The sequence below is a fragment of the Nocardia sp. NPDC058658 genome, assembly GCF_042716665.1.
Classification (GTDB): Bacteria; Actinomycetota; Actinomycetes; order Mycobacteriales; family Mycobacteriaceae; genus Nocardia.
The window spans coordinates 148,360-174,231 of the sequence record NZ_JBHXRR010000002.1 but is presented as its reverse complement, the minus strand read 5'-3'; the positions used below and the strand labels follow the sequence as shown (position 1 = coordinate 174,231).

Sequence of the window (25,872 nt, the reverse complement as noted above, 5' to 3'; positions counted from 1 at the left end):
GCGCTCGAGGCGGTGCCCTTCGGGCCCATGATCTTCCCTCCGCCGGGGACTCCTTCGTCGCGGGAGTGCCCGTCAGCTCCAACCCGGGGTCCAGATCAGGGCGGGCCCCTCAGGAGAATTCGGACACTACCGGGACACACTGTGGCGCCGTTGCCGCCCGGATAAGAGAACTCTGTGACCCACGTCTCGCCCGGAAACGGCGAACGCCGAGCGGATCGCGATGATCCACCCGGCGTCAACCGTTGTGCGAGAAGAACTTACGTGGTCGGCGCGAAGGCCTCGCCGATGATCTCGGCCTGTTCCACGGCGTGCACCTTCGACGAACCCGAGGACGGGGCCGACATGGCGCGACGCGAGATGCGGCGCAGTCGGCCCAGGCGCTCGGGCAGCACCTCGGGCAGGTTGAGGCCGAAGAACGGCCAGGCGCCCTGGTTGGCGGGTTCTTCCTGGACCCAGGCGATGTCGGTCGCGTTGGGGTACTTGGCCAGTGCCTCGTTGAGGCGGTACGTCGGGATCGGGTAGAGCTGTTCGATCCGGACGATGGCCACGTCTTCGCGCTTGTGCTTGGCCTTCTCCGCGGCGAGCTCGTAGTAGAGCTTGCCCGAGGTCAGCAGGATGCGCTTGACCTTGGCGGTGTCGCCGACGCCCGATTCGTAGGTGGGCTCGTCGAACACCGAACGGAACTTCGACTCGGTGAAGTCCTTGACGTCGGACACCACAGCCTTGTTGCGCAGCATCGACTTCGGGGTGAAGACGATCAGCGGACGACGGATCCCGTCGAGCGCGTGGCGACGCAGCAGGTGGAAGTAGTTCGCCGGGGTGGACGGCACCGCCACGGTCATCGAGCCCTCAGCGCACAGCTGCAGGAACCGCTCGATACGACCGGAGGTGTGGTCGGGACCCTGACCCTCGTGGCCGTGCGGCAGCAGCAGCACCACGTCGGAGAGCTGGCCCCACTTGGCCTCGCCGGAGGAGATGAACTCGTCGATGATCGACTGCGCGCCGTTGACGAAGTCACCGAACTGCGCCTCCCACAACACCAGTGCGTTGGGATTGCCGAGGGAGTAGCCGTATTCGAAACCGACAGCGGCGTATTCGCTCAGTGCGGAGTCGTGCACCGCGAACCAACCCGGCTTCTCCGAGCCGATGTTGTGCAGCGGGGTGTACTCCTGCGCGTTGACCCGGTCGATGATCACCGAGTGGCGCTGGGTGAACGTGCCGCGACGCGAGTCCTGACCGGTCAGGCGCACATCGTGGCCCTGGTCGATCAGCGAACCGAAGGCCAGCAGCTCGGCGAAGGCCCAGTCGACCTTGCCCTCGTAGGCCATCTCGCGACGCTTCTCCAGCACCGGCTTCACACGCGGGTGCACGTTGAAACCGTCGGGAGTGTTCAGGAACGCGTCGCCGATACGCTGCAGGACCGACTTGTCGACCGCGGTGACCACGGTGGCGGGCACCTTCTGGTCGTCCTCGACGGACTCCGACGGCTCAGGAACGTACTTCTCCAGCTCGCGGACCTCGTTGAACACGCGCTCGAGCTGACCCTGGTAGTCACGCAGCGCGTCCTCGGCCTCCTTCATGGAGATGTCGCCACGGCCGATCAGCGATTCGGTGTAGGCCTTACGCACCGAACGCTTGGTGTCGATGATGTCGTACATCTCCGGTTGGGTCATCGAGGGATCGTCGCCCTCGTTGTGCCCGCGACGGCGGTAGCAGACGAGGTCGATGACGACGTCCTTGCGGAACTTCTGCCGGAAGTCGACAGCCAGGCGCGCGACCCAGTCGCAGGCCTCGGGGTCGTCACCGTTGACGTGGAAGATCGGCGCGCCGATGAACTTCGCGATGTCGGTGGAGTACTCGGTGGAGCGGGAGTTCTCCGGTGCGGTGGTGAAGCCGATCTGGTTGTTCACCACGATGTGAATGGTGCCGCCCACGCGGTAACCACGCAGACCCGACAGGTTCAGCGTTTCGGCGACCACGCCCTGACCGGCGAACGCGGCGTCACCGTGCAGCATCAGCGGCATCACCGAGAAGCCGTCGGGGCCGTCGCCCTTGTCCAGCAGGTCCTGCTTGGCGCGGACCAGACCCTCGAGCACCGGGTCGACCGCCTCGAGGTGCGAGGGGTTGGCGGTGAGCGAGACCTCGATCTCGTTGTCGCCGAACATCTGCAGGTACTGGCCGTGCGCGCCGAGGTGGTACTTCACGTCGCCGGAGCCGTGGGTGGCCGCCGGGTTCATGTTGCCCTCGAACTCGGTGAAGATCTTCGAGTACGGCTTGCCGACGATGTTGGCGAGCACGTTGAGGCGACCGCGGTGCGGCATGCCGATGACGACCTCGTCCATGCCGTACTCGGCGCACTGGTCGATGGTGGCGTCCATCATCGGGATGACGGCTTCGGCGCCTTCGAGCGAGAACCGCTTCTGGCCGACGTACTTGGTCTGCAGGAAGGTCTCGAACGCCTCGGCGGCGTTGAGCCGGTTCAGGATGTACTTCTGTTGCGCGACAGTCGGTTTGACGTGCTTCTGCTCGACCCGATCCTGCATCCACTTGAGCTGGTCGGTCTCGAGGATGTGGGTGTACTCCACGCCGACGTGGCGGCAGTACGCGTCACGCAGGATCGAGAGCACATCGCGCAGCTTCATCCGCTCCTGGCCGTGGAAACCGCCCACGTCGAAGGTGCGGTCCAGGTCCCACAGGGTGAGGCCGTGCTGGGTGACGTCGAGGTCGGGGTGGCTGCGGAACTTGTCCTTGACCAGGCGCAGCGGATCGGTGTCGGCCATCAGGTGACCGCGGTTGCGGTAGGCCGCGATCATCTCGAGCACGCGCGCGCTCTTGTCGACACCGCGCGCGCTGATGTCCTTGCGCCAGCGGATCGGCTCGTACGGCACGCCCAGGCCGTGGAAGATCTCGTCGTAGAACTCGTCGGAGATCAGCAGGTTGTGGATGGTGCGCAGGAAATCGCCCGACTCGGCACCCTGGATGATGCGGTGGTCGTAGGTCGAGGTCAGCGTCATCAGCTTGCCGACGCCGATATCGGCGAGGCGTTCGTCGCTCATGCCCTGGAACTCGGCCGGGTACTCCATCGCACCGGCGCCGATGATCGCGCCCTGGCCCGGCATGAGGCGCGGCACCGAGTGCACGGTGCCGATGGTGCCGGGGTTGGTGAGCGAGATGGTGACGCCGGCGAAATCGTCGGCACCGAGCTTGCCCTCCCGGGCGCGGCGCACGATGTCCTCGTAGGCGGCGTGGAACTGACCGAAGCTCATGTCTTCGGTTTCCTTGATGGCCGCCACGACCAGCGAACGGTTGCCGTCCTTGCCCGCGAGGTCGATCGCCAGGCCCAGGTTGGTGTGGGCCGGGGTGACCGCGTTCGGCTTGCCGTCGATCTCGGCGAAGTGGCGGTTCATGTTCGGGAACGCCTTGATGCCCTGCACGATCGCGTAACCCAGCAGGTGGGTGAACGAGATCTTGCCGCCGCGAGTGCGCGCGAGGTGGTTGTTGATCACCAGGCGGTTGTCGATCATCAGCTTGGCCGGGATGGCGCGCACCGAGGTCGCGGTGGGGATCGTCAGCGAGGCCGACATGTTCTTGGCGATGGCAGCGGCGGGACCGCGCAGCACCTTGTTCTCCGGACCGGCGGCGGGCGCCTTGGGTGCGGAGGTGGTGGCCGGTGCGTTCGACACCGGTGCAGGTGTGGTCTGCGGTGCGCGCACGGTCTTGGGCGCGGGCGCCGCAGCGGGGGCAGCGGCAGGCTTCGGCGGTGCCGTAGCTACCGGTGCCTTGGGAGCCGGGGCCTTGGGCGCCGGAGCCTGCGCGGCGGCGACCTCGGGAGCCGCGGCTGCCGCGGGAGCGGTGGAGGCTACCGGTGTGCTGCTACCGGCTTCGGTGGCTTCCGGGGTGTAATCCGCGAGGAACTCGTGCCAACTCGCGTCGACCGAGGACGGGTCCTGTTTGAACTTCTGATACATCTCGTCGACTAGCCACTGGTTCTGTCCGAACTGGGAAGTTGAGCTGCTCACAGCTGGTGTTCGCCTCATTTCGTTCTTCGCGCTGCGACGTTTGTGACGTGCCCGGCAGGGGTATCAGCCATGTCTGCCGATGCGCCCGCACCGAGCATATGCCCAGCGGTTGACAGGCGTCGCTACCGGTCTTGGGTCGACACTATGCCCTCTGCCTGCCTCCCCGCCGCCCAGAGTCGGGAGTACGGTCCGCTACTGGCGAGTAATTCCGACGGGGAGCCGAATTCCACGATACGGCCGTGTTCGACCACCGCAACCAGATCGGCGCGCGCCGCGGTCGCGAGTCGGTGCGCGACCACCACGGTGGTCCGGCCGCGCGCCAGCGATCGGCTCGCTACCAGCACCGATGCCTCGGTTTCCGGGTCGAGGGTGGAGGTTGCCTCATCGAGTAGGAGCAGGTCGGGATCGACTAGTTCGGCCCTGGCCAGCGCGATCAGCTGACGCTGTCCCGCCGATAATCCGCGCCCGCGTTCGCCGACCGGATGCGCCATTTTTCGTGGTAATCCGTTGATCATCTCGGTCGCGCCCACCTTGTCGGCGGCGGTCGCGATGTCCACCGATGTAGCGAATGTTTGCCCGAATGCAATGTTGCTCGCCACGTCGCCGGTGAACAAGTGAACTTCTTGGGGGACTATTCCCAGCCGCGAGCGGTAGTCGGTGAGCACAAATTTACGTAAATCGACGCCGTCGATCCGGATCGCGCCCGCGGCCGGGTCGGGCGGCAGGTCGTAGAGGCGGGCGAGCAGTTTCACAATGGTCGATTTGCCCGCGCCGGTGGGGCCGACGAGGGCCAGCGTCGCGCCGGCCGGGACGGTGAAGGACACGCCGTCGAGCGCGGGGTTGTTAGCGCCCGGGTAGCGGAATCCGACGTCGTCGAAGACGATCTCGCCGCGCAGTCGCTCGATGCCGATCGCGTCGGGTGGGTCGGCGGCGATCGAGGACTCGGTGCGCAGCAACTCGCCGATGCGCCGAAGACCGACTCTGGCCTGCTGATATCCGTCGAAGACCTGCGACAACTCCTGGATGGGACTGAACAGCAGGCCGAGATAGAGCACGAAGGCGACGAGCGTTCCGGTGGTCGTCCGACCGTCGGCCACGGCGTTCGCGCCGAGAAAAACCACCACGGCCAGCGCCAGGTCGGCCCAGGCCAGCCCGAACGAGAAATACGCCGCGATGGCCCGCTGCGCGCGAATCCGCGCGTCGCGGTAGCGGTGGGAGTATTCGGCGAAGCGGCGCGCGGCCCTCGGTTCGTCGCGGGCGGCCTGCACGGCGCGCAGGCCCGCGATGTTCTCCTGGAATCCGGCATTGACCGCCGAGACCCGTTCGCGCGAGACGGTGTAGGCCGCCGAGGAAACCCGCCGGAACAGCAGCGTGGCCAGCAGCATCGGCAACACGATGATCAGCACGACCGCGGCCAGCCCGGCGTCGATGAAGAACAGCCCGATCGCGACACCGACCAGGGTGATCAGCGCGACCAGTCCGGTGGCGACGCCGGTCTGCAGGAACGTCGACAGTGCGTCGACGTCGGTGGTCATCCTGGTCATGATGCGGCCGGACAGTTCGCGTTCGTAGAAATCCAGGCCGAGGCGTTGCAGCTGGGCGTAACTGCGCACCCGCAGCCCGAACAGCACGCGCTCGCCCGTGCGCGCGGTGAGCACGGTGACCGCGGCGGTGACGACCAAGCCGGCCAGGACCAGCCCGATCCCGATCACCCCCGAAAGAACGAGCGCGGTGTCGTCGCCCGCGGTGACGCCGGTGTCGATGGCATAGCGGACCAGCGGTGGGAAGGCGATGCCGAGCAGGGCGTCGACGATGAGCAGGCCGACGACCACGCACACCAGGCGAGGCACCGGGCGCAGGAGTGCGCGCAGACCGAAGTCGGGTTGGGGTGCGCGCAGGTCGCCGGGCAGAGCCGGTTGTTCGGTCGCCGGTGGCAGGGCGTCGACGGCGGCACGCAGTTCCGGTGTTTCGCTGAGGTCGTTCGACGCCGACGACATCGAGCGCGGTTTGCCCGCGTCGCCGAGGGTTTTGGTCAACGCGGCCACCGTCGGTGCCATCGACCCGGTGCCGGGGTCGACGGCGCTGTCGGCGGCCCGGCGCGGGTTTCCGGGTGCGGGCAGCCGGATGACGCGGTCGGCGTGGGCCAGCGTCGACTCGCGGTGCGCCAGGATCAGCGTGGTGCGCCCGCCCGGATCGGGCAGCCTGCGGAAGATCTCCGCCTCGGTGACGGCGTCGACCGCGGAGGTGGCGTCGTCGAGCACCAGCACGCGCGGGCGGGTGAGCAACACTCTGGCCAGGGCGATGCGCTGGCGTTGGCCGCCAGACAGCGTGAGCCCGCGTTCGCCGATGACGGTGTCGTAGCCCTCGGGCAGCGCGTCGATGAACTCGTCCGCGGCGGCGGCCTTCGCGGCTTCGGCGATCGCGGCGTCGGTGGCCTCCGGCACGCCGAGCGCGATATTGGCGGCGATGGTGTCGGAGAACAGGAACGGATCGTCGAAGACGACACCCACCGCACCGCGTAGTTCCTCGGCGCGCAGGTCGGCCAGATCGACGCGGATGCCGTCGGTGCCGACGAGGTTGATCCGGCCCTCGTCGGGTGCGTAGAAGCGGGGGAGCAGCAGCGACAGCGTGGACTTGCCCGAGCCCGCGGGCCCGATCACCGCGACCGTCTCACCGGGCCGCACGCTGAGATCGAGGTCGTGCAACACCGGCCGATCGGCTTCGAAACCGAAACTGACGGCATCGAATTCGATGCCGAGCGGACCGGGTGGCAGCGAGGTGGGGTCGTCGGGGTCGACCAGGACCGGCGCCGCGTCGATGACTCCGAACACGCGATCGACCGCGGCCTTGGTGAGCTGGGCCATGATCACCACCGAGGTGATCGTGCGGGCCGAGGACGTCATGGTGGCGAGGTAGGCGGTGAACGCGAGAAAGGTGCCGATGCCGATCGTGCCGTGCGAGGCGAGCACGCCGCCGACGATGATCACCGCGACGAGCCCGGCCTGCGGTAGCGCCGACACCAGCGGTGCGAACCTGGCATTGATCCGCGCGGCGCGCATCCGCTCGGCGAACAACAGCCGGCCGTGGTCCTCGAGGATGTCGACCATCCGGGCTTCCTGCCCGAAACCCTTTACCACCCGCACGCCCGTCACCGTCTGCTCGACGTGCTCGGCCAGGTCGGCCGCGCGCTGGGACGCCGACCAGGTGGCCGCGTAGAGCCGGGGCCGCAGCCGCAACACGATCACCGCCATCGCGGGCGCCACCAGCAGCGCGGCCAACGCGAGCGGCGGACTCAGCCACACCATCACGACCGCCGACAGCACGAACTGCAACACCGCCAAACCCGACCACGGCACCATCGCCAGCAGTCCCTGCACCAGTTGCAGATCGGTGATCGACCGCGACACCACCTGCCCGGTCCGAATCGCGTCCTGGCCCGCGCCGTCGAGCCGCTGCAGCGCGCCGAGCAGCGAAACACGAAGGCTGTGTTGCACTTCCAGCGACAGCTTGCCCGCCCAGAGCCTGCGCGCGAAGGTGACGACGAACCGGGTCACCGCCAGTACGGCGAGCAGTGCGGCGGCGCCGCCGATCACCGCGGTATCGCCCACCTGCGCGGCGTCGACCGCGCGTTTGGTGGCCAGCGGCGCGGCGATCGCGACGGCCGCACCGGCCAGCACCGAGACCGCGATCCCCGCCAGCAACCGGGGATGTTCCAGACACAGGCGCCACAGCCTGCGGATCCACCCGGGCGTTCCCGTGGCGGCAGGCACTACAGGTCTCGGTTGCGCAGGTCCCACCACCCCGCGGCGCCGACCGCCGCTGTCCACAGCAGCAGGACAACCAGTGCCGCCGGAGTCGGCGCGAAGACCTCGGCCTCGTCGAACGAGCCCGCGCTCACCCCGGCCACCGTGGCCGAAACGGGCAGCAGCGCGGCGAGCCAGCCCGCCCCGAAACCCTTGGCCACCACCCAGATCAGCGGTTCGAGGACGAAAGCCCAGCCGAGCACCAGCCAGGCCGCGCCGCTGACAGTGCGCAACAGCAGCCCGATTCCGGCGCCGAGCACGGCCCAGCACATGGCGACAAGGAGCCCGGCGGCGAGCACTTCGATCAGCCGCCAGCCGAGTTCGAATTTTCCACGCGCGGCGACCAGCAGCACCAGGAAACTCACCAGTTCGGCGGCCAACGCCAGCGTGAACGCGACAGCCGCGCCCGCGACGTATTTCGCCGTGACCAGCCGGTCGCGATCGGGCGCGAACAGCACGGTCAGCGCCATGGTCTTGTGCCGGTATTCGCCACCGGTCGAGGCGATGCCGAGCAGTGCGGCGACCACGAAGACGGCCACCATCCCGACATAGAGGCCGATCGTGGCGGCCCCGGTCGCTGGCTGGCCCTTGGGATCGGCCGGTCCCGACATGATCGCCGTGATCAGCGTCGCGACCAGCGCCAACGCGATCGGCGCGGCCAGCAGCAGCCGGGTCTGGCGCAGCGCGACGATCTTGCGCGCCTCGGTCTCGATCCCGGGAACGAGATCGGCGGGGATCACGGAGGTGGTCATCGAGGCATCCCATACGAGGTCGGTGCGGGGGCGTACGCGGCGGGCGCCGGGGTGGGCACGGTGTGGCGGTGACGGCGCGGTTTGGTCAACGAGGCCAGCACCCGGTCGGGGTGGATGGGGTCGGCGACGATGCTGCCGAGCTTGACCTGCGCGCTCGCCGCGATCGACCGGATGGTCGCCTCGTTCGCCTCGGCGACGGCCAGGCGTCCGTCGGGTCGCATGACCGCGTCGGTGAAGCCATGACCGGCCAGTGCTGTCGCCAGTGCGATCGAGGGTTGCGCGGCGACGACGAGACGATCGGGATGGCCGCGGCGCAACTTGGCCGGTGTGCCCTGCCAGACGACGGTGCCCTCGCTGAGCACCACGAGTTGATCGGCGCTCGACACCACATCGGCCAGCGCGTCGGAACTCACCAGCACGGTGCCGCCGCGGTTGGCGTGGCGGCGCAGCAGTTCGTGCAGCCAGCCACGTTCGATGCCGTTCGCACCGGCGAACAGATCGTCGAGCACGAGCAGCGGGGGATCGGCCAGCAACGCCAAGGCCAGGGCCAGGCGCGTCTGCTGGCCCGGATGCAACTGGCCCACAACAGTTTCGGCGGCGGCGGTCAGCCCGGTCTCGTCGAGCACCGCGGCGACCCGACGCCGCGACGCACCCGCGACCGGCGCGTAGCACCCGAGCTGATCGCGCACCGTGCGGCCCGGATGCAGGCCACGCGGACTCAGCACGGCGCCGACCGCGGCCGGGCCACGCTCGACGCCGGCGATGCTGCCCGTGGTCGGCTGCTGTAATCCGAGCACCATCTGCAGCACCGTCGACTTGCCCGCTCCCGCGGGTCCGACGAGCGCGGTCACCGAACCCGTCGGCACGGCGAAGTCGATCTCGTGGACCGCGCTCACCTGGCCGAACTGTTTGCCGACGCCACGCACCAGCACGACATCACCGCTCTTGCTCACTTCTTGGTCACCTTGCTGCCGATCGCGGGCAGCGGATCGGCGTCGATCACGTTGTGCAGCGGGGTGAGCCACAGCGCGGGCGGGGGCCCGAAAGCCTTCTGCGCGTTCTCGATGGTCACCTTGCCCAGCGCCCGGTTACCCGCGCCACCGATGGCGGCACCGATACCCGCGGGCAGCACCTTGCCGGCCATCAACGCGACCCGCTTGGTGATGAACCGCTTCATGAACTGCTGCAGCAGTTTGCTGTTGATCCCGCCGAGGCCGGGAACCTTGCCCGCCAGCGCGCCCGCCCAATTCTTCGACTGGGTGCTCAGCCCCTTCTGCACGATCGCCATCCCCGCGTCGCCGAGTACGACCGCGAGCACCAGCGCGCGCCGCGCCTCCTTGTCCTCGGGCTCGATGCCGTGCACCGCCGCCCTGGCCAGGGTGAACAGGGCCGACGCCTCCATGAAGAACACGGTCTCGGCGCTCACGGCCCCGAGCGCGGCGATGGTGCCGATACCGGGCACCGCCGCGGTGGCGCCGACCGCCGCGCCGCTACCGGTGACGGCGAGCAGATACTGCTTCTCCAGCCGCGCCACGATCTGGCCCGGACTCTCCCCGGGATGACGCTCACGCAGGAACTCGACATAGCGGCGCACGGCAGGCGCCTGCAGCTTGGACCCGGTGTCGAGCACATCGACCACGGCTTTTTCGATCGCGTTCTTGAACACGGGTTCGCCTCCTCTTCGCCCCAACGAGTCGAACTGTAGGGCACTTCCGTGCCGGTGGGTTCATCATCCCAACGACCACCGACAGTCCGCGGTTCCGTGACGTAGGTGACCAGTTTCCACTGCCCTGTCGGCGGCGGGGCGGAAGTTCTACGCTGACCCGATGAGCGAAACCCTGCCGACCCGACTATCGCGCGAGTTCACCGAAGGTGGTGCCGAGGTCGCGACGATCACGATCGACCACCCGCCGCTGAACCTGTTCGATCGCGCCCTCATCGACGCGCTGATCGCCGATATCGCCGCAGTGAGCGCGCAGCCGCCGCGGGCGCTGTTGATCAGGGCCGAAGGCAAAGTTGTCTCGGGTGGCGTCGATGTGAACATCTTCGACGGGCGCACCGTCGAGGAGGGCGCGCAGCTGTGGCGTGAGCTGTTCGAGCAGATCATCCACCCCCTCGAAGCGCTGCCGTGCCCGGTGGTGTTCGCCGCGCACGGGCTCACGCTGACCGCCGCGTTCGAAATGTCCCTCGCCTGCGACATCATCCTGGCCGCGCCGAAGGCCAAGTTCGGGCTCGTCGAGACCGTCGTGGGGCTGACGCCGTCGATGGGTGGACCGCAGCGCCTGGCCGAACGGGCGGGCTCGGGCCGCGCCCGCGAGTTCGTGATGACCGGCGACCTCTACACCGCCGCGACGATGGCCGAGTGGGGCGTGGTGAACGCGATCCACGAAGACCTGGAAACCGCCGCTCGCGCCCTGGTCACCCGGCTCGCCGACGGCCCCACCCGCGCGCACGCCGCGACCAAGCAGATCATCGAGGCGTGGCGTTCCGGCGGTGTGGCACACGCCGATTCGGTGACCCCGAAGATCTCGGGCGAACTCTTCGGCACCGCGGACCTGCGCGGCGCGGTCCGCAGCTTTCTCGACATCGGCCCGGGCAAGGCGACCTATCGCGGCGAATAGGGGCGCCGAGTGCCTGACAGCGGTGTGATCCACGTCATATAGTCGTGTTGCGGCTGTATCGACGTACGGAGGTCCGGATGGGTCATGGCGAGCACGAACCGGGCGCGGCCGTCTTCGAGTTCCCCGCCACCGGTGCGGCAACGCAGCTGCGGCGGGGCACCGACGGGGTGCTGCGCTATGGCGACCTCAATCCGGCCCTCACGGAACTGCTCGATCTGCGGGTGCACTCGTTCACGAATCGGGAGGCGGTCGTCGAGGTCGGCGGGCCGCGCCTGACGTATCGCGAACTGTGGCACAGCGCCTCGCGGATCGCGGGCGGGCTGCAGGACCACGGCATCGGCTACGGGGATCGGGTCGCGGTGCACATGCCGACCGGTGCGCGCTGGGTGCAGGCGTTTCTCGGGGCTTTGCTCTCCGGGGCGGTGCCGGTGCTGGTGCCCGATGCGTTGCCCGCTGGGATCGCCGAGCGGGTGATCGCTGACAGCAGAGCGGATTTCGTGCTCGGGCCGGATGGGCCGCTGCCCGACAGCACCGCTTACATCGATGATGGTGCGGCGCTGGATGATCCGGCGCTGCTCTGCTACACCGGGGCGCGTCAGGCGATGCCCGCTGGTGTCGAGTTGACCAATGAGAACTTGCTGTCTGCGGTGTCGTCGGTGGTCGGTGCGCTCGGGTTGCCCGCCGATGGGTTGCGGAATTTGGTGCTGCTGCCGTTGGCGCATGCCAGCGGATGTGTGGATCAGTTGCTGCCCACCTTCGCTGTCGGTGGCACTGTTGTTCTCGCGCCGGGTGCTCGTCGGTTCGCCGATGTGCTGGTCAGTGAGCGGATCGACACGGTCTCGGCGACGCCGCGGATCTTCGCGGGGCTGGTGCCCGAGCTTGTCGCTCGCCGGGCCGGGGCTGGTGTGCGGCGGATCAGCAAGGCTTGTCACCGCTCCGAGCGTGCTGCCGCCGCCGCGCCCGCGACTCTCACCACCGCGCTGCGCGGGCTGTTTCCTGAGGCCAAGCAGTGGTCGGTCTGGGGGGCTACCGAGACGAGTGGTATCGGCCTGATGGTCGATGACACCGACCTCGCTGATTCCGATGCGACGCTCGGGTTCGCTTTTGGTGGAACGGAATTGGCGCTTGCTGGACCGCAGGCCAGTGCTGGTCATGGCGAATTGCTGTGTCGTGGACCGAATGTCAGCCGACGCTACTGGAACGATCCTGGTGCCTCGGCTGCTCGGTTCAGTGGAAGCTGGTTCCATACGGGGGATTTCGTGAGTATCGATGCTGATGGGCTGGTTCGGGTGGAGCCGGTTCGGCGGGTTAGTGGGTTGTGATCGGTGCGGGTTGGAGGGGGAGCCGAGGTTTGGGGTTTTGAGTGGGCCCGGGGTGGGTTGTGTGGGAGGGCTTCGGGGTTTGAGTTGTCCCAGAGGTTTGAGGCTGTGTTTATTGGAGCGCTGGCGCGCTCGAGCGCGGCCCCCTTGGGGCCGCGAGTTAGCCGCCGTTGCTAGAGGCTGCGCCTCGACGCAACGGCGGCTAACTCGCGGCCGGGCCGCTACGCCGCTTCGCGGCGGCCCTCCCCAGGGGTCGGGCGTGGGGGTTGGGAGTGCGGGTGTGGCGGATACGGGGTGTGCGGTGTGGTTGGGAGTGGGGGTGTGGCGGATGGGGGGTGTGGCGTGTGGCTGGGGGTGTGGGTGTGGGTGTGGCGGATTTTGGGTTGTTTACACCAGGCGGGACTGTAGGGCTGCGCGTAGTTCGCCGGTGAGGCCGACGGTGGTGAGGTAGTTCTCGATGTTGCCGTGGTGCTCGTGGACGGCGGCGTCGGCGGTGCGTAGGTATTCCTCGCGCACGCCGAGGAGGTCGGCGGAAAGGGCGTCGCCGTTGCCGATCTTGGGTTCGAGGAGTCTGCGCAGGGGTTCTACGGCGGCGTTGCTGGACAGGAAGTCGGCGTAGACGTCGTCCTCGGTGACGCCTACCGCGCGCAGGAGGGTGGCGACCGCCCAGCCGGTGCGGTCTTTGCCTGCGGCGCAGTGGACCAGGACGGCGCCGTCGCCGCGGACGATCGAGCCCGCCAGTTCGGCGATTGCGGTGTGGGCTTCGGGCAGGGTGGGGAAGGCTCGGTAGACCTCGATCATGTGGGCGAAGGCGGAGATGGTCTTCGCCTCGTGCGGGGGCGCCTCTTCCATGCGCGAATCGAACGGTGTGACGTGCAGGCGCACGTCGTCAGGGAGGGCGTCGTGGCCGATGTGGTCGATCTCGACGATGCCGCGCAGGTCGTGTACGTCGGTGACGCCCCATTCACGCAGGGTGGCGTGGCCTTTGTCGTCCAGACCGCTCAGTTGGGCGGAGCGCAGCAGCACGCCGGGGCGCACCGTGGTGCCGTCGGCGGTGCGCAGGCCGCCCACATCGCGGAAATTGAAGGTGCCGCTGAGGGCGAACTGGTCGGCGGGAGGCGAGAGAGTCACCCGATCAGGTTATCGGCGATTCCGGTGCCGCCGCGCCCGAGTTCGCGGATCGTCATCGGATGTGTCGCGTCCGTTCCCGCAGGTGCCACTGTGCCGTCGCCCACACCCCGCGGGGTCGGCCATAGCCAACTTGTACAATTGACCAGGTGCGCGGATTCCGGCGCGGGGGTGCTGGATATCCAGGGATGCGAAAAATTGAGGCCGTATGGTCGGTTTTACAAAAGGTCGCATTCGGATAACAAAACAATCTTTCAGTCTGAAAAGGATGGCTGAACCAGTTCGTGAATCCTGAAAACCTTCTAAGATCGAGCTCGGTGACCACCAAGCTCGCATCGCCGCGGGCAGCGATATTTGTTGCCGAGGAGTCGTCGTTGAGCGCCAGTCGTGAACTAACAGAAATTTCGCTACGGCCTGCCGTTTGCGATGCCGTCGAACAAGCCGCCGCCAGTACCGACGCCACCGGTGTCCGTGCGCTGCGGATTTTCCTCCATGCTGGGCTCAGCACGTACTGGCCATTGGTGAAGGCCGCGCCCGCTCGGCGAATAGCCGCCTACGAAGCCGCGCTGCAGACGCTGCGTCAGCGGTGGGTGCCCTCGGGTGAAACCGTCGGCGATCCGACCGCGGTCGCGATGTTCCGCGAGATGGACAACGAGGCCACCGACTTCCTCACGATGTGTGCGCGCCTGTCCGGCACGCAGTGGCTCGAGCCGGTCGATTCGGTCGCGGGCTACCTCGTGTCGGTGTTCCATGGCGCGGTACTGCGCTGGCTCGCCGACGGCAACGACGAGACCATTCTCGTGGTGATCGACGACCTGGTCGGCTGCCTGACCCTGAAGGCCGTCGAAAGCTGATCACGCGGTGCTGGACGATTGACCAAATAGGTGGTTCAGTAGACGCGTGACCGAGACGACATCGCTGCACCAGCTGCACGCGGCGACCGCGGAGCTCGACCCGCCGCTGGCCGCCGTCGACCTGACCGCGCTCGACCGCAATGCCGCCGACCTCGTTCGACGGGCGAACGGCATCGCGGTGCGGGTGGCCAGCAAATCGGTGCGCTGCCGGGCCGTGCTCGAGCGCGTGCTCGGTGATGGCCTCACCGCCCGCGACGGCTTCGCCGGGATCATGGCGTACTCGCTGCGCGAGGCCATCTGGCTGGTCCGCCTCGGTGCGCGCGATGTCCTGCTGGGCTACCCGGTCCTCGACCGCGCGGCGCTGGCCGAACTCGCCGCCGCGCCCACCCTGTTCGACGCGATCACGCTGATGATCGACGACGTCGCCCAGCTCGAACTCACCCGCGCCGCGCTGGGAACCGATCTTGCCCATCCGCGCGTCTGCCTCGATGTCGATGCCGCGCTGCGGATCGGCCCGCTGCATCTGGGCGCCCGCCGCTCGCCGGTGCGCACTCCCGAAGAGGCCGCCGAACTGGCCGCCGAGGCTGTGCGTCGCGGATTCAACGTGGTCGGCGTGATGACTTATGAGTCACAGATCGCCGGCCTGCCCGACAGCAACCCCGCCGTCCGCGTGGTGAAACGCCTGTCCGCCCTCGAAATCGGACGCAGGCGCACCCGGGTGCTCGACGCGGTCCGCGCGGTGGTCGGCGAATTGGAGATCGTCAACAGCGGCGGCACCGGTTCGATCGAAGTCTCGATCAGCGACCCCGACGTCACCGAGGTGACCGCCGGTTCCGGCCTCTACGTGCCGACCCTGTTCGACCACTACCGCTCGTTCACGCCCCGCCCCGCGCTGTTCTTCGCCACTCCGGTCCTGCGCAAACCCGCCCCGACCATCGCGACCGTCTTCGCGGGCGGCTACATCGCCTCTGGTCCCGCGGGCCCCAGTCGCGTGCCGGTTCCCGTGTGGCCCGCCGGGCTGAAACTGCTCGGCTCCGAGGGCGCCGGCGAGGTCCAGACACCCCTCGCGGGTGGCGCGGAACTCGAGATCGGCGACCGGGTCTGGTTCCGTCACGCCAAGGCGGGCGAGCTGTGTGAGCGCTTCGCCGAGATTCACCTGGTCGACGAGTCCGGTTCGCGCACAACGGTTCCCACCTACCGTGGCGAAGGGCAGTGCTTCGGCTGAGACCGCACGGCGCGGCAGCACGAACTGCCTCGGTGCGGCAGCACGAACTGCCTCGGCGCGGCTACGCGAACTACTTGGCGGGGTTGCGCGCCTGCCTTGGCGCGGCCGGCTCGGCGGGGTGCGCGATTGGCTCGGCGGAGTTGAGCGAACGGCTCAGCGCAGTAGCGCGAACGGCTCAGCGCAGTAGCCCGATGACCTCGTCGTCGGCCAGCTGATGGAAGTCGCCGTACGCCATGCCGACCCCGCCGAGATCGGTAGGCGTCCACAGGCAGACGAGTTCATCGCACTCCCGCTCCACCCGCGCAGCCGCCTCGGGTGAGGACACCGGCATCGCCACCACCAGCCGATCCGGCCGCTGCGCCCTGGCCACCCGGCACGCGGCCACCACCGTCGCCCCGGTCGCCATTCCGTCGTCGACGATCACCACCGTGCGCCTCGACAGGGGGATCGGCGCGCCGACGCGCAGCAGCGCCTGCCGACGACGGAGTTCGGCCCGCTCGGCCTGCTCCACTTCGTCGAACGCCTCGGCGGTGACCCCACTGCGCTCGACGACATCACGATTCAGCACCAGAAGCCCGCTCTCCCCGAGCGCCCCCATCGCCAGCTCCGGCTGCCACGGCAACCCCAGCTTGCGCACCAGCAGCACATCGAGTTCCCCGCCGATCGCCGCGCTCACCGCCGCCGCCACCGGCACACCCCCGCGTGGCAGCCCGAGCACCAGCGGACGGGTGGTCCGCAGGTGTTCGAGGGCCGTGCCGAGGGCGCGGCCCGCCGCTGCGCGATCCGGGTAGACCATCGCCTCGAACGCTACTCCGGTGCCGCGGCCTCGGAAATGGTGAAACGTCGCAGTGAAAGGCTGGGATTGGCGGCCCGCACCTTCGCCAGGTGCGCCGGATCCACGGTCGCGGTGAGCACGCCCGGCTCGTCGCCGAGTTCGGCCAGTACGGTTCCCGCCGGATCCACGATCATCGACGCGCCCGCACCGCGCGGCGCGCACTGATCGGCCGCCGCCACGTACACGGTGTTCTCGATGGCGCGGGCCCGCAGCAGCGTCGTCCACTGGTCGACCTTGGCGGGCCCCGGAATCCATTGCGCGGGGAGCAGCAGCACGTGCGCGCCCGCCGCCGCGACACGCCGACACCCCTCCGGAAATCGCAGATCGAAACACGTCTGCATGCCGAATATCACACCGTCGACGGTGAATGTGGCAGGCGCGACGATCGGTCCGGCGGCCACCACATCCGATTCCAGATGCCCGAACGCGTCGTACAAATGGACCTTCCGATACAGCGCCACCCGCGCGCCGTCGGGACCGTGCGCGACGAGCGTATTGCTGATCCGGGTGGCGCCCGGCGCGGGCAACTCCACCACGCCGGCCACCAGGAACACTCCGAATTCGGCTGCGAGCGCGGCGAGTCCGGTGGTGAAAGGACCGTCGAGCGGCTGCGCGATCGCCACGACACGCTCGTCCAGGCGCGTCACGGCAAACATCGAGTATTCGGGTGCGACCACCACGCGAGCGCCCGCGTCGGCAGCCGTCCGAACGTGTTCGCGCAGGGTCGACAAATTCGTGTCGGGGTCGGTTTCGGGCGCGAATTGGACCACCGCGATCGGCACCGTCACCGGCTCGAGTTCCTGATGTGTTGACCCGTTCTGCAGTTGCATAGGTCTCACCGTATTCACCTGGTGGTTGGGGCAGCTACCTCCAGGCAGTAAACTCGTGGTCAATGAACACAAATGAGGTCGACAGCGTTCCTGCCGACAACGACAGGAACGACACCGGCCCGACTTTCGCCGATCTCGGGATCGATGACCGCGTGCTGCGGGCCATCGCCGATGTGGGCTACGAAACCCCGTCCCCGATCCAGGCGGCGACGATCCCCCCGCTGCTCGCGGGCGCGGACGTCGTCGGCCTCGCGCAGACGGGCACCGGCAAGACCGCCGCATTCGCGATCCCGATTCTGATGAATCTGGACACCGCGCAGAAGAAGCCGAGCGCCCTGGTGCTCGCGCCGACGCGTGAGCTCGCGATCCAGGTCGCCGAGGCCTTCGGCAAGTACTCCTCGCACATCCCCGGCCTGCACGTGCTGCCGATCTACGGCGGGCAGAGCTACGGCGTGCAGCTGTCGGGTCTGCGTCGCGGCGCGCACGTGGTGGTGGGTACCCCCGGTCGCGTGATCGACCACCTGGAGAAGGGCACGCTCGATCTCTCCGAGCTGCGCTACCTGGTGCTCGACGAGGCCGACGAGATGCTCAAGATGGGCTTCCAGGAAGACGTCGAGCGCATCCTGCGTGACACCCCCAAGGACAAGCAGGTCGCGCTGTTCTCGGCCACCATGCCGGGCGTGATCCGCAAGATCTCCAAGCAGTACCTCAACGACCCGGTCGAGATCACGGTCAAGTCAACGACCCAGACCAGCTCGAACATCACCCAGCGCTACGTGCAGGTGTCGCATCAGCGCAAGCTAGATGCCCTGACTCGCGTGCTCGAGGTCGAAGCCTTCGAGGCGATGATCATCTTCGTGCGCACCAAGCAGGCCACCGAGGAGCTGGCCGAGAAACTGCGCTCGCGTGGTTTCTCCGCCGCCGCGATCAACGGTGACATCGCGCAGAACCAGCGTGAACGCACCATCGGGCAGCTGAAGTCCGGTGGCATCGACATCCTCGTCGCCACCGACGTGGCTGCGCGTGGTCTGGACGTCGACCGCATCTCGCACGTGGTCAACTACGACATCCCGCACGACACCGAGTCCTACGTGCACCGCATCGGCCGCACCGGTCGCGCGGGCCGTTCGGGCGAGGCGCTGCTGTTCGTGGCCCCGCGTGAGCGGCACCTGCTCAAGTCGATCGAGCGGGCCACCAAGAGCGCGCTCACCGAGATGCAGTTGCCGTCGGTCGACGACGTCAACGCCACTCGCGCGTCGAAGTTCGGTGACTCGATCACCGAGAACCTGGCCTCGGACAACATCGCGCTGTTCCGCAAGCTGATCGAGGACTACGAAGCCGAGCACAACACCCCGCTCGCCGACATCGCCGCGGCCCTTGCCGTCGGCGGCTACGACGGTGACAACTTCTTCATGTCGCCCGAGCCGGAGCCCGCGCCGCGCCGCGAGCGTGACTTCGATCGCGACCGTGAGCGCGCACCGCGCCGCTACGACGACGAGGACCGGGCCCCGCGTCCGCCGTCGTTCAACCGGGAGAACGGCGAAGAACTCGCCACCTACCGGATCAGCGTCGGCAAGCGCCACCGGGTGGTGCCGGGCGCGATCGTCGGCGCCATCGCCAACGAGGGCGGCCTGCGTCGCAGCGACTTCGGGCACATCAGCATCCGGCCCGACTACAGCCTCGTCGAGCTGCCGGCCAACCTGCCCAACGAAACGCTGGAAGCCTTGCGGCGCACCAGGATCAGCGGCGTGCTGATCCAGCTGACGCCCGACCAGGGCGCCCCGGCGCAGCGGCTGAACGCTCGTGGCCCGCGCCGCGACCGTGAGGCGCGTCCGCGTACCGAACGGCGCAAGCCGCGCACCTGAGTCCCGCTCGTGTGCACCACGCCCGTGGTCGGCGCCTTCGCGCTGTTCGCGGGTAGTGTGCTGGTCTTTCGCCACGCTGGTTAAGGTGTTGGGCGTCGGGTGTGCGTGAACACAGGAGGGCCGCGCTTGTTCGTGTCGGGTGATCGGGTGGTCGGTGCCGTCGGCGATCTCGCGCGCGCGGCGAACTGTGAGTTCGCGGTGCTGCGCGGAATCGACGCCGCCCTCGGCAACCTGCCCGGAGTACCCGACACCACTGCGCTCGTGCGTTCGGCCGAACCATCCGCCGAACTGCTCGCTCATTTCGGTGAGCGGCTGGTTCGGATTCCGTCGGCCGAGGTGGTCGGTGGGGATGCGTCGGCTCGGATCGCCGCCCTTTCAGCTGCCGCTGAGGCGACTGCGCAAGCCTTGTCTGCCGGTGCCGAGGCGATTCACGGTGCGGTGTTCTTCGATGGTCGATTCGCCTGCGGTGCAGAACTATTGGTCCGCTCTACCGACCTTGCTGACGAGCAATCGCGCGGTGCTGACGGGGAATCAGGACCTGGCGGTGGCGAATTGCGCTACACGCTGCACGGCGGTGTCGGTCGGGTAGCGGTTGGCGTGCCCACGTCGTTGCGGAGCGGGGCCGTCGCGCAGGCATGGATGGCGGGGGTCGACTCGGAGGCGGCAGTCGGACAATCTGCTGCGAGTTCCGGGGCAGTGCTGCCGAATTCGGATGTTTCGGGCTGGTCGCGTGCTGTCGATTCAATGCCGGAGTCGGGGTCTGCCGGCGGCGAGACCAGTGGATTCGTCGGGGCGACGGTTTCTCCCGCCGATGGTCGGGTGCTGCGGCGCGAATTGGCTGCTGGGCGGACGCCTTTCGAGCGCATCGCGGCCTCGGTGCAGGCGGTCAAGGTCGACTCTGCCCGTGAAATGCTGTGTGCTCGGCTCGAATTCGCGGCATGTGCGCAGGCGCTTGCCGACATGGGTGTTGGCGTTGATCCCTCGGCGTATCTGTCGACGGCTGAAGGTGTGCGGCGGGTGGCGACACACGAGTTGGCGCCGGTGTATTCGGCGCGGCGGGCTCGGGTGGAGCTGATCATCGAGGACAAGCTGGCGGAATTGCTGCCGGTGCAGTGGGGTGATCCGCGCTATCTGGCGTGCGGTCGGTGCCCCACTTGTCGTGCGGCCGCGGCTAATGCGCGAGACCTGTTGCTGGTCGCGGGAATCCGTGCCGCGCAGCGAGCCAGGCTGCGCGAGGCGGGCGTGCTCACCATCGACCGCCTGGCGACCTCCGACACTCCCGTCCCGGGCCTCGCGCCCCGCACTCTCGCGGCCCTGCGCAAACAGGCCGACATCCAACTCGTCCGCGAACGCACCGGCCGCCCCGCCTACGTCCTGCGCGACGCCACCGCCCTCGGCGCCCTCCCCGCCCCACGCCCCGGCGACCTCGCCCTGGTCATCGACCTGGACCGCCACGGCTCCATCACCGGCCTCGAACTAGCCGACGCCACCACCATCGTCTTCCGCCCGGTCATCGCCGGTATCGCGCAGTCGAGCACCGCCGGCCATCGAACTGCCACGGTCGGTCCGAGGGACACGAACGCCGTGGTCTTCGGCCCCGGTGGCGTCGAACCCGCGAATCCGGCCGGTTATCCGCGCGCCGACTCGTCGGGTGCGGGTGCTGTCGGACGAATGGACGATGGCCTCACCGCCCACGGTCGCGCGGACGGTGGTGTCGACGGTGGTACCCGTGGCCCTGATCATTCTGTAGTCGGTGGGGCGATCGGTTCTCTGCCGGGGGCAAGCGAAGCCCGCACGGCCGGTCCGGGCGAGTTGAACCCGGTGAATGCGGGCGGTGGCGCAAGCGGTTTTCGGCCGGATGCAAGCGCTGCCCGAGCGCCCGATCTCGGCGAATTCGACGCGGTGACCGTGGGGGGTGGCGCCCCGTCGGCGCAGGGCGTGCTCGAGGAGTTGCTCGAGATCATTGCCGAGCATCGGGCGGTGGATCCGAATGTGCGGGTGTACCACTACGGTTCGGATGTTCGGACGGCCCTGCTCGATGGGGCGGGACAGCTCGGGACCGGGGCTGATCTGCTGGACGAACTGCTGGCTGATCGGGCGCTGGTGGATCTCGCGCCGATCGTGCGCACCGCGCTGCTGATCGGTGAACAGTCTTATGACGCAGCGGGTCTCGCCGCGTTACTGCCGGATACGCCGGGGCGCGCGGCGACGGTGCTCGGTATCCGGGACTGGTTGCTCGATCGGGCGGCGGAAGCGGGAATCGCGGTGCCGGGCAACGGGTTCGTCGTCGCGGAATCCGATGTGCCGCCATCGCTGCATCCGGGTTCGCTGGAAGCGGCGCTGAGCGAGTTCGCCGCTGACGCGCAAGGAGAGTCGGCTCGTGCGGCCTCCTTGACAGCGGCTGTTCTCGGCTATCACCGGCGCGAACGGCAGCCTCGCTGGTGGGCACATATCGATCGCCTCGGCCATCCCGTCGGCGAGTGGGCCGACGCGCCGGGCGTGCTCGTCGTGGAGTGGGGCACTGTCGACACCAAATGGCATCGCACGCCGCAACTTCCGACGATGCGCCGTTACCTCACGCTCACCGGCAGGCTCGGCACGGGCGCCACGCTCACCCCCGGAACGCAGATGGTCACCATCTACGACGGTGCCGCCGCGGCGGGCATGACCCAGACCCTCGGCCGCCGCGCCACCGCCACCGCCACCGTGCTCGGTTGTGCTGTCGACCCGAATTTCGACGACACCGTGCGGCTGGAAGAACTGCTCCCGGCGGGTTGCCCGCCCTACGACGACCTGCCCGCCGCGATCGCCCCCGGTCCGCCCGAGGGCGAAGCCGAAATCGAGGCCGCCCTCGAGTACACCGCCCAGGACCTGCTGATGAGCCTGCCGTGGGTGCCGGAGAACGCGGTCTACGACCTGCTGCTGCGCCGTGCGCCACGACTGCGCGACGGGATGGCGCTGCCGCGGCCCCACGACGACCTCGGCGCCGTCCTCGCCCACGCGGTCGGTGCTCTCGACGCCTCGTACCTGGCTGTGCACGGCCCGCCCGGCACCGGCAAGACCGGGATCACCGGGCGTGCGCTCGAGCGGCTCGTCACCCGGCACAAGTGGCGGATCGGCGTGGTGGCGCAATCGCACGCGGTGATCGAGCGAATCTTCGACGCGGTGGTCGAGGCGGGGTTGCTGCCCGAACTCGTGGCGAAGAAGGACGTCGCGTCGGTCGGTCCGGAATGGTCGGCGATCGATGCCACGCGGTATCCGCGCTTCCTCGACAACGCTGTGAACGGTTGTGTAATCGGTGGCACCACAGCGGATTTCGTCGACGACCGGCTGATCGCGCCCGGGGCACTCGACCTGTTGGTGATCGCGGACGCGGGTGAATGCTCGCTGGCCGACACCGTCGCGGTCGCAGTGAGTGCGCGCAACCTGCTGCTGATCGGTGATCCGGTGCCTGCCAGGTCGCAGGCGAAACATCCGGAGCCGGTACAGGTTTCGGTGTTGGAGTGGCTGTGCGAGGGTGCGGCGACGTTGCCCGTCGAGCGCGGGTACTTCCTCGACCGTACTTGGCGCATGCACCCGGCGATCTGTGAACCGGTTTCGGCGAGCTGCTATGACGGGCGGTTGCTGGCGGACGAAGCGATCACGCTGACAAGGGATTTGGCGGGTATCGCACCCGGGGTGAGTACGGTGCTGGTCGAACATCGGGGCAGTGCCACGGAATCCGACGCCGAGGCGCGGGAAGTGGTGCGTCAGGTGCGGGTGCTGCTCGGTGAGAGCTGGACTTCCGATGGGGGCACTCGCAAGCTCCATCCGCACGACATCGTTGTCGTCGCGCCCTATGCGGCGCAGGTGGCGCGGATTCGAACATTGTTGGCGCGGGCCAAGATCGAGGATGTGCTCGTAGGGACACCTGATCGTTTCCGTGGGCGCGAAGCCGCGGTTGTGCTGCTGTCGATGACTACGTCGACGCCTGCTGACGCACCGTTCGGGATGCGACCTCTGTTGTCGCGCACTGTCATTCACGCCACGCTGTGCCGGGCGATGTGGAAGGCCATTGTCATCCGGTCGCCGTTGCTCACCGAGTACCTTCCCGACACGGAGGAAGAGCTGGCTGATCTGGCGGGGTTCCTTCAGCTCGGCTAGTGGCTGGTGATTCAGGCGCTGCGGAGTAGGCGGCGTAGCCATTCGACGGCGGAATCGGGGGTGGCGGGGGTGATGTCTATGTGGCGGCTGGCGTGGACGAGGTAGCGGCCGTCGCCGGACAGGTCGATCCAGGACAGCACGCCCGCGGGTTTCGGGTCGGTGCCTGCGGCTACGAGGATCTGGCCGATGCCGGTGCGGGGGCGTTGGAGGAGCCGGCGGATGCGGGCGGCGTCGGAAGGGCCCGCTACGGGGGCGGTGACCAGGTCTCGGCTGTCTTCTTCGACGCGGGTCGCGGGGGCGGTGATGCGGGGGACGAGGCCTGGGGGTTGGGGTGGGAGGCGGGAGAAGATCTGGGCGGCAAGGCGTTTCGTGCTGCCTACCTGTACGTGGACCTGGCCGCCGCGGTCGGGTGCGCTGCCGGGGTCCTGTACCGCGAGAACCGCGACGTCGGTGGTGACCGCACCGAGCATCCGCACCGGGGCGGGTGCGTGGCCGCAGACCTCGACCCGGATCTCCGGCTTCGCCAGTACGCGCAGGGCGGCCGCGAGGTCGGCGTCGAGGGTGCGCGCGCACCAGGCGTCGAGCGCGGGTTGCTGGGCGGCGCGCTCGACGGTGTCGCGCGCGGACGCACGGACGGCGAGCGGATAGGGGATCCGGTCGCCGTCGGTGCGGGCCCAGGTCAGCGCGAACTGGTCCGGGGTGAAATGCCAGTTCACTCCCGTTCGGTCCACTCACCGAGCACGGCGGGACTGGTCGGCTCCATCTTGCCGATCAGCGCGTTCACCTCGTCGGCGGGCTCGAGGTAGGTCGGCTCGTCCTCGAGGTATCGCAGGAACTCGTCGTCCTCGTCCTCGGGCTCCTCCGCCTGCGGCGCGGGCCGAGGCCCATTGGCCGGCCGTGCCTGATCGGCGGCGGCGATCGCCCCACCCATCATTCCGCCGACAGCGCCCGCACCCATCCCCGCCGCGGCCTCACCGCCGGACACCGTGGCGTCACGCTCCTGCCGCCCGTCGCCGGCGGGCTCGGTCGAAGTGCTGCTGTCCTGGCCGGCGGCCGAGGAGGCGCTGCCCGCGCCGGTGTCGGCTGCCGCGCTGCTGGTCGCACTGGTATCCACCGGGGTTGGACGGGTCTGCGTCTGTTCAGCTTTCGCCGCAAGACGGGGTCGGTTGCCCGTGGGCACTGCGCCAGACGAAGTCCCGGTGGTCGCTGCCGGGGCGGCGCCGGCGCTGGTCAGCGGCTGGCCGGGGGTCGGCGTCGCGGCGGGAGCTGTAGTGGCCGGGGTTGTCGCGTTGGCGGAAACACCAGGGGCCGTGGCGTTTCCGATGGCTGCGGATGCACCGCTGCTCGGCACAGCCGTCGTGCCCGCGCTGACGATCGCCGTCGATCCGGCGGGCATCGTGGCAGCGGCCGTGGTCGCCGGTGTGGCCGCCGAGGCGATGGCCGCAGATGCGGTCGACTGCGGAGTTCCAGCAGACGGCACGGTGCCCGACGGAGCTGCACCGGCAGGCGCGGTCCCTGTCTCGGCGGCGACTCCGGTGAAGGCGGGCACGCCCGACCCGGTCGGCAGGAAGGCGCCGACGTAGATGGTCTCCATCGCCTGCACCGCATCGAGTCGCGCGTTCTCGGCTTCGCGAGCCATCGTGGCGTTGTTGGCGGCCTGCTCGGAGTCGAGCAGAGCGGCAGCCGGATCAGGCTGTGCCCCAGTCGGTTCCGCGACAGCGGCGCGAACGGACTCAGCCGCATCGCTGGCCTGGCTGAGCCGTACACCGACCGCCGTCAGCACGTCGGCGATCCGCCGACCCGCCTGCTCGAAATCGCGCACCGTGTCCGAGGCCTGCTGGGCGGCCGCACCGCGCCAGCCGTCGGCGATCGCGGCCCGGATCTCACCGTGCGCGATCTCCACTCCGTCACCGAGACCGGTCGCGGTGGTCAGGAACGTCTCGCCGGCACTCGCCAGCGCAGCGGGATCGAGTTGCCTTACCGCACTGTGTATTTCGGCGTGAGTGAGGTTGTCGAAAACTTCGACGACGGACACGAAGTCCGCGTCGGTACGCCCGGAAAGACTACGCATCGCCGCCTCCGGGAACCTCGATCGCGCCCACCGCGCCCGCCAGTGCCTGATCGGCCTCTCGGTAGCTCGCCCCGGCGGCGCGGAACACCGCGGCCAACTCGCGCGCGGTGCTCGCGTAGGCACGCAGTTCGTCGAGCGCCGCGATCGCCTTGGTCTCGAAGCCGGTGCGCAGGGCAGCGCCCGAGTCGAGCCCGCCGAAACCGGGAATGACCGCGGTCTGGCTCAGCGCGCGCACCTGGGCGTCGACTTCCTCGGCCAGGCGCTCGTAGCGCAGCGCGCACCGTTCGGGCGCGCCGTCGGCGACGAGCACCCCGTCGATCCACAGCCCGCCCTCGTCGACGGCTCGGCCGAGGGCCGCCGTATTCGGCAGCCCCGTTCGATTCGGTTGCACCGGTTCCCCCTTCGTC

At 68.8% G+C, this 25,872-nt stretch carries 17 protein-coding genes; 6 read left to right on the top strand and 11 right to left on the bottom strand.

From position 1 onward, the window contains the following. Positions 1-257: 257 nt before the first annotated feature. The 5 genes from ACFWUP_RS06030 to ACFWUP_RS06010 all read right to left on the bottom strand — a co-directional run bounded on the left by ACFWUP_RS06030 (position 258) and on the right by ACFWUP_RS06010 (position 10,240). Complete coding sequence (locus tag ACFWUP_RS06030) at positions 258-4,037, bottom strand: multifunctional oxoglutarate decarboxylase/oxoglutarate dehydrogenase thiamine pyrophosphate-binding subunit/dihydrolipoyllysine-residue succinyltransferase subunit (RefSeq protein ID WP_379231253.1); 3,780 nt, start codon at positions 4,035-4,037, stop codon at positions 258-260. A gap of 104 nt (positions 4,038-4,141) precedes the next feature. Beyond that, entirely contained in the window at positions 4,142-7,789 is a 3,648-nt protein-coding gene (locus ACFWUP_RS06025) for an ABC transporter ATP-binding protein (RefSeq protein ID WP_379231251.1), read from the bottom strand. After that, positions 7,789-8,574, bottom strand: coding sequence for an ABC transporter permease subunit (locus ACFWUP_RS06020; protein WP_379231249.1), 786 nt, complete (start codon positions 8,572-8,574; stop codon positions 7,789-7,791). The genes ACFWUP_RS06025 and ACFWUP_RS06020 overlap by 1 nt, the downstream gene beginning before the upstream one ends. Further along, positions 8,571-9,527, bottom strand: a complete 957-nt coding sequence (locus ACFWUP_RS06015) for an ATP-binding cassette domain-containing protein (protein WP_379231247.1) — start codon at positions 9,525-9,527, stop codon at positions 8,571-8,573. The genes ACFWUP_RS06020 and ACFWUP_RS06015 overlap by 4 nt, the downstream gene beginning before the upstream one ends. Then, entirely contained in the window at positions 9,524-10,240 is a 717-nt protein-coding gene (locus ACFWUP_RS06010; protein WP_379231245.1) for a hypothetical protein, read from the bottom strand. The genes ACFWUP_RS06015 and ACFWUP_RS06010 overlap by 4 nt, the downstream gene beginning before the upstream one ends. 160 nt (positions 10,241-10,400) lie before the next feature. On the opposite strand from ACFWUP_RS06010, the gene ACFWUP_RS06005 reads away from it, so the two are divergent. Both ACFWUP_RS06005 and ACFWUP_RS06000 read left to right on the top strand, forming a co-directional pair. Next, positions 10,401-11,195 (top strand): enoyl-CoA hydratase/isomerase family protein, encoded by a 795-nt coding sequence (locus ACFWUP_RS06005; RefSeq protein ID WP_379231243.1) that lies wholly within the window; start codon positions 10,401-10,403, stop codon positions 11,193-11,195. Positions 11,196-11,272: 77 nt separating this feature from the next. Continuing rightward, positions 11,273-12,517: a class I adenylate-forming enzyme family protein gene (locus ACFWUP_RS06000; protein ID WP_379231241.1), complete on the top strand. Its 1,245-nt coding sequence runs from the start codon at positions 11,273-11,275 to the stop codon at positions 12,515-12,517. Between the two features lie 384 nt (positions 12,518-12,901). Here ACFWUP_RS06000 and ACFWUP_RS05995 read toward each other — a convergent pair whose 3' ends face one another. Further along, entirely contained in the window at positions 12,902-13,645 is a 744-nt protein-coding gene (locus ACFWUP_RS05995) for a tyrosine-protein phosphatase (RefSeq protein WP_379231239.1), read from the bottom strand. Positions 13,646-13,959: 314 nt separating this feature from the next. Between ACFWUP_RS05995 and ACFWUP_RS05990 the strand changes: the two genes are divergently transcribed. Both ACFWUP_RS05990 and ACFWUP_RS05985 read left to right on the top strand, forming a co-directional pair. Continuing rightward, the gene (locus tag ACFWUP_RS05990) at positions 13,960-14,496 is read left to right on the top strand and encodes a TetR family transcriptional regulator (protein ID WP_379231237.1); all 537 of its coding nucleotides are present in this window, start codon (positions 13,960-13,962) and stop codon (positions 14,494-14,496) included. Between the two features lie 46 nt (positions 14,497-14,542). Further along, complete coding sequence (locus tag ACFWUP_RS05985; RefSeq protein WP_379231235.1) at positions 14,543-15,721, top strand: amino acid deaminase/aldolase; 1,179 nt, start codon at positions 14,543-14,545, stop codon at positions 15,719-15,721. A 175-nt stretch (positions 15,722-15,896) separates the two neighbouring features. Here the strand turns inward: ACFWUP_RS05985 and ACFWUP_RS05980 are convergent, their stop codons facing one another. Then, on the bottom strand, positions 15,897-16,517 hold the full coding sequence (locus ACFWUP_RS05980; RefSeq protein ID WP_379231233.1) for a phosphoribosyltransferase: 621 nt from the start codon (positions 16,515-16,517) through the stop codon (positions 15,897-15,899). A gap of 11 nt (positions 16,518-16,528) precedes the next feature. Further along, the gene (locus ACFWUP_RS05975) at positions 16,529-17,386 is read right to left on the bottom strand and encodes a carbon-nitrogen hydrolase family protein (RefSeq protein ID WP_379231231.1); all 858 of its coding nucleotides are present in this window, start codon (positions 17,384-17,386) and stop codon (positions 16,529-16,531) included. A gap of 62 nt (positions 17,387-17,448) precedes the next feature. Between ACFWUP_RS05975 and ACFWUP_RS05970 the strand changes: the two genes are divergently transcribed. Next, positions 17,449-19,251, top strand: a complete 1,803-nt coding sequence (locus tag ACFWUP_RS05970; RefSeq protein ID WP_379231229.1) for a DEAD/DEAH box helicase — start codon at positions 17,449-17,451, stop codon at positions 19,249-19,251. A 132-nt stretch (positions 19,252-19,383) separates the two neighbouring features. Continuing rightward, positions 19,384-23,394, top strand: a complete 4,011-nt coding sequence (locus ACFWUP_RS05965; RefSeq protein ID WP_379231738.1) for an AAA domain-containing protein — start codon at positions 19,384-19,386, stop codon at positions 23,392-23,394. An 11-nt stretch (positions 23,395-23,405) separates the two neighbouring features. On the opposite strand, the gene ACFWUP_RS05960 is transcribed toward ACFWUP_RS05965, so the two are convergent. Genes ACFWUP_RS05960 through ACFWUP_RS05950 form a run of 3 tightly spaced genes read right to left on the bottom strand, consistent with a single transcriptional unit; the run spans position 23,406 to position 25,856 of the window. Beyond that, positions 23,406-24,110, bottom strand: coding sequence for an ESX secretion-associated protein EspG (locus ACFWUP_RS05960; RefSeq protein WP_379231227.1), 705 nt, complete (start codon positions 24,108-24,110; stop codon positions 23,406-23,408). Next, complete coding sequence (locus tag ACFWUP_RS05955) at positions 24,107-25,465, bottom strand: WXG100 family type VII secretion target (RefSeq protein WP_379231225.1); 1,359 nt, start codon at positions 25,463-25,465, stop codon at positions 24,107-24,109. The genes ACFWUP_RS05960 and ACFWUP_RS05955 overlap by 4 nt, the downstream gene beginning before the upstream one ends. Further along, positions 25,458-25,856 (bottom strand): hypothetical protein, encoded by a 399-nt coding sequence (locus tag ACFWUP_RS05950; protein WP_379231223.1) that lies wholly within the window; start codon positions 25,854-25,856, stop codon positions 25,458-25,460. The genes ACFWUP_RS05955 and ACFWUP_RS05950 overlap by 8 nt, the downstream gene beginning before the upstream one ends. Between the last annotated feature and the right edge of the window lie 16 nt (positions 25,857-25,872).